Origin of the sequence: Achromobacter sp. (assembly GCF_036567245.1) — a bacterium.
Classification (GTDB): Bacteria; Pseudomonadota; Gammaproteobacteria; order Burkholderiales; family Burkholderiaceae_B; genus Achromobacter.
In genome coordinates, this window is sequence record NZ_DATCUY010000245.1 from 1 (window position 1) to 3130 (window position 3130).

The window sequence follows — 3130 nt, forward strand, 5'->3', positions numbered from 1 at the left end:
GTAAGCGCGCGCTGCGGCGTCCCTGGCGTGGCCTCGATGGGCGCGGCCAGCGGCGCCTGGATTTCGAGCGCGGATCCGGCTCGCGCCACGCAGGGCAGGATCCAGCCCTCTTCCTTTTCGTCGCGCGACAGCCCCGGCCATTCGATGCTGTAGGCGATCTCTCCTTCCAGCAGCAGGCACATGCAGGCGCGGCACGTACCGTTGCGGCATGAACTGGGCAGCTTGATGCCGGCCGCCTGCGCCGCCAGCAGCACGGAGGTATCGGCCGGCGCATCGAAGCGCAGGCCGGCAGGCTGCACCAGAACGGGAAAAGCAGACATGGTTGGGCGGATCCCGCAGGCGGGCCTCAGCCCGCGTTGTCCTGCCAGTCCAGCTGCCAGGCGCCCGACAGCACGTTCTGCATCCAAAGCACGCAGGTCAGCGTCTTGGCGTCGGTAACTTCGCCCTGGGCGCAGGCCGCGATCAGCTCGGCGGGGTCCGCGCTGATCACGTCCAGGAATTCATCCTGGTCCAGCTGGCGCGGCCCGGCGCGCAGGCCCCGGGCGAAGTAGATGTGGATGATCTCGGTGGAATAGGCGATAGCCAGGTGCAAGGCCCCCGCATGCGCCCACTGATCGGCGGTATAGCCGGTTTCCTCCAGCAGTTCGCGCTTGCCGCAGGCCAGCGGATCCTCGTCCGGATCCAGCTTGCCGGCGGGAAACTCGGTCATCACGCGTCCGATGGGATAGCGGAACTGGCGTTCCAGCAGGACCCGGCCGTCGTCCAGCAAGGGGATCACCACCACCGCGCCCGGGTGCACCACGTATTCGCGCGTGGCCGTGTTTCCGTTCGGCAGGCTGACCGTGTCGCGGCGGATCTTCAGGAAGGCGCCGTTGTACGGCGCTTCGCTGGCGACGAGTTTTTCTTCGAGATGGGAGTCGGGCTTGCGGGTCATGGCGGAACGGATACCTCAAGGGACGCGCGGATGACGGCCAGTCCGCGCGGGCAGCACGAGCTTACCATCGCCGCCCGCCTTCCCTGATGACGCCTACTGCGCGACCCGGATAACGAGTTTGCCGAAATGCCGCGCCGACGCCATTTGCGCGAATGCGGCGGGCACCTCGTCGAAGGAATACACATGGTCGATGACGGGCACGATGCCCGCCACGTCTACGAAGCGCGCCACGTCCTCCAGCATCTTGCGGCTGCCGACCACCACGCCTTCCAGGCGCTTCATGCCCATCATTAACGCCGAGGGCGATACCGAAACGGCCCCGAATCCGCTGACCCCGCCGATGACGGCGATCGTGCCTCCCATGCTCGCGGCGGCCACGGAACGTTCGAGCGTGCCTTCGCCGCCGACCTCCACCACCACGTGCGCGCCCTCGCCGTCCGTCTGGCGCTGCACTTCATCCTGCCATTCCGGCGTCTCGCGGTAGTTGATCGTCACATCCGCGCCCAGTTCCCGCGCGCGGGCCAGCTTGTTGGCGCTGGATGACGTGATGATGGCGCGCAGGCCGGCCGCCTTGGCCAGTTGCAGACCCCAGATGGAAACGCCGCCCGTGCCCAGGAACAGCGCCGTCTGCCCGGCCCTTGCGCGTCCGGCGACGAACAGCGCGTTCCAGGCGGTGACCGCCGCGCAAGGCAGGGTCGAGGCTTGTTCGTCACTGAGCGTCGCCGGCGTGGCCACCAGCGCGTGCTCATCGAAAATGCTCTCGGTGGCCAGCAGGCCATCCGTCTCGCCCCCCGGCGCCCGGGCCATGTTGGCGCGCGTGGGCGCGCCGTCGATCCAGTCCGGCAGGAATGCCCCCATCACGCGGTCGCCGATCTTGTATCGGGTCACGCCTGCGCCCACCTCGATCACCTCGCCCGCCGCATCCGACGCGGGGATGACCGGCCCATCCGATCGCCGCGGGTAGTGCCCGAGCGCCACGATCAAATCACGGTAGTTCAGCGACACCGCCTTGATGCGCACCCGCAACTCAAAGGGCTGCAACGCCCGCGGCTGGCGCTCGATGCGCTTGAGAGAGGCGAGGTCCTTATCGCCGGTAACCGTGTATACCTGCATGACGAAGCTCCTTAATGGGTTCAAGATTGCCGCCGCCGCCCGGCTAGGGTTGCAACATGGCGCGGCTGGGTCCGATAAGATATATGGGAACAACCACCGCCAGTGGTTCATATTTTTCTTTTCATTGATTCCTCTTGGGAATCAATTAAACAAAGGAGTCCGCAGTGCCCACACAGTTCAGGTATGACAGACTGGACGGCATCGAAGTCTTCGTGCAGGTCGTGGAAGCCGGCAGCTTCGCGCTGGCAGCCCAGCGCCTGGACTTGACGCGCTCGGCCGTGGGCAAGTCCGTAGCGCGGCTGGAGGCTCGCCTGAGCGCCAGGCTGTTCCATCGCACGACCCGGCGGCAGAGCCTGACCGAAGACGGGCAGGCCTATTACGGCCGCTGCGTGCGCGCACTGGCCGAATTGCAGGCGGCGGAAGCCGAGCTCGACAGCGGTCGCCGCGAACCCCAGGGCCGGCTGCGGGTCAGCGCGCCGCTGGTGTTCGGTCGGCAGTGCATTGCGCCCGTGCTGCGCGAGATGGCGCTGCAATACCCGCAATTGCAGCTCGATATTTCGTTCACAGACCGGATCGTCGATCTGATCGAGGAAGGCTACGACCTTGCCATCCGCGTGGGCGACCTGCCCGACAGCGCCAGCCTGGCCGCCCGCCGACTGGGCACGCAGATGATGGGCATCACCGCCTCGCCCGCCTACATTCAGGCGCACGGCCGCCCCGCCAGCGTGGGCGAGCTGGCGCAACACGCCGGCATCATCTATGCGCATAACGGCGTTGAAAAAGCCTGGGCGGTCAAGGACGAGGACGGCAAGGTCACACAGTTGCGCCTGCGCCCGCGCCTGCGGCTGAACGACCTGCAGGCCATCGCGGACGCCGCCCTCGCCGGAGCAGGGGTCGCCTGGCTACCCTGCTGGATGCTGTCGCGCTATGTGCATAGCGGAGAACTCGACGTCCTGATGTACTGCGACCGTCTGGCCTCGCAGGAGGTGCATGCCATGTGGCCCCAAGCGCGCTACCTGCCGTCCAAGACGCGCGCCGCCATCGATGCGCTGGCGGCGCGCGTGCCGGCCATGCTGGCCGCCT

4 protein-coding genes are annotated in these 3130 nt (G+C 67.2%); 1 reads left to right on the top strand and 3 read right to left on the bottom strand.

The features are described 5' to 3' along the window. The 3 genes from VIR09_RS10885 to VIR09_RS10895 all read right to left on the bottom strand — a co-directional run. On the bottom strand, positions 1 to 320 hold a 320-nt coding region (locus VIR09_RS10885; RefSeq protein ID WP_332012883.1), incomplete at its 3' end, for a 2Fe-2S iron-sulfur cluster-binding protein. A 26-nt stretch (positions 321 to 346) separates the two neighbouring features. Beyond that, on the bottom strand, positions 347 to 934 hold the full coding sequence (locus VIR09_RS10890) for an NUDIX hydrolase (RefSeq protein ID WP_332012884.1): 588 nt from the start codon (positions 932 to 934) through the stop codon (positions 347 to 349). 93 nt (positions 935 to 1027) lie between these two features. Further along, positions 1028 to 2047 carry an NAD(P)-dependent alcohol dehydrogenase gene (locus VIR09_RS10895; RefSeq protein ID WP_332012885.1) on the bottom strand — a complete coding sequence of 340 codons (1020 nt, stop codon included), beginning with the start codon at positions 2045 to 2047 and terminating at the stop codon, positions 1028 to 1030. A 164-nt stretch (positions 2048 to 2211) separates the two neighbouring features. Between VIR09_RS10895 and VIR09_RS10900 the strand changes: the two genes are divergently transcribed. After that, the coding region (locus VIR09_RS10900; protein ID WP_332012886.1) for a LysR family transcriptional regulator at positions 2212 to 3130 on the top strand (919 nt) is incomplete at its 3' end.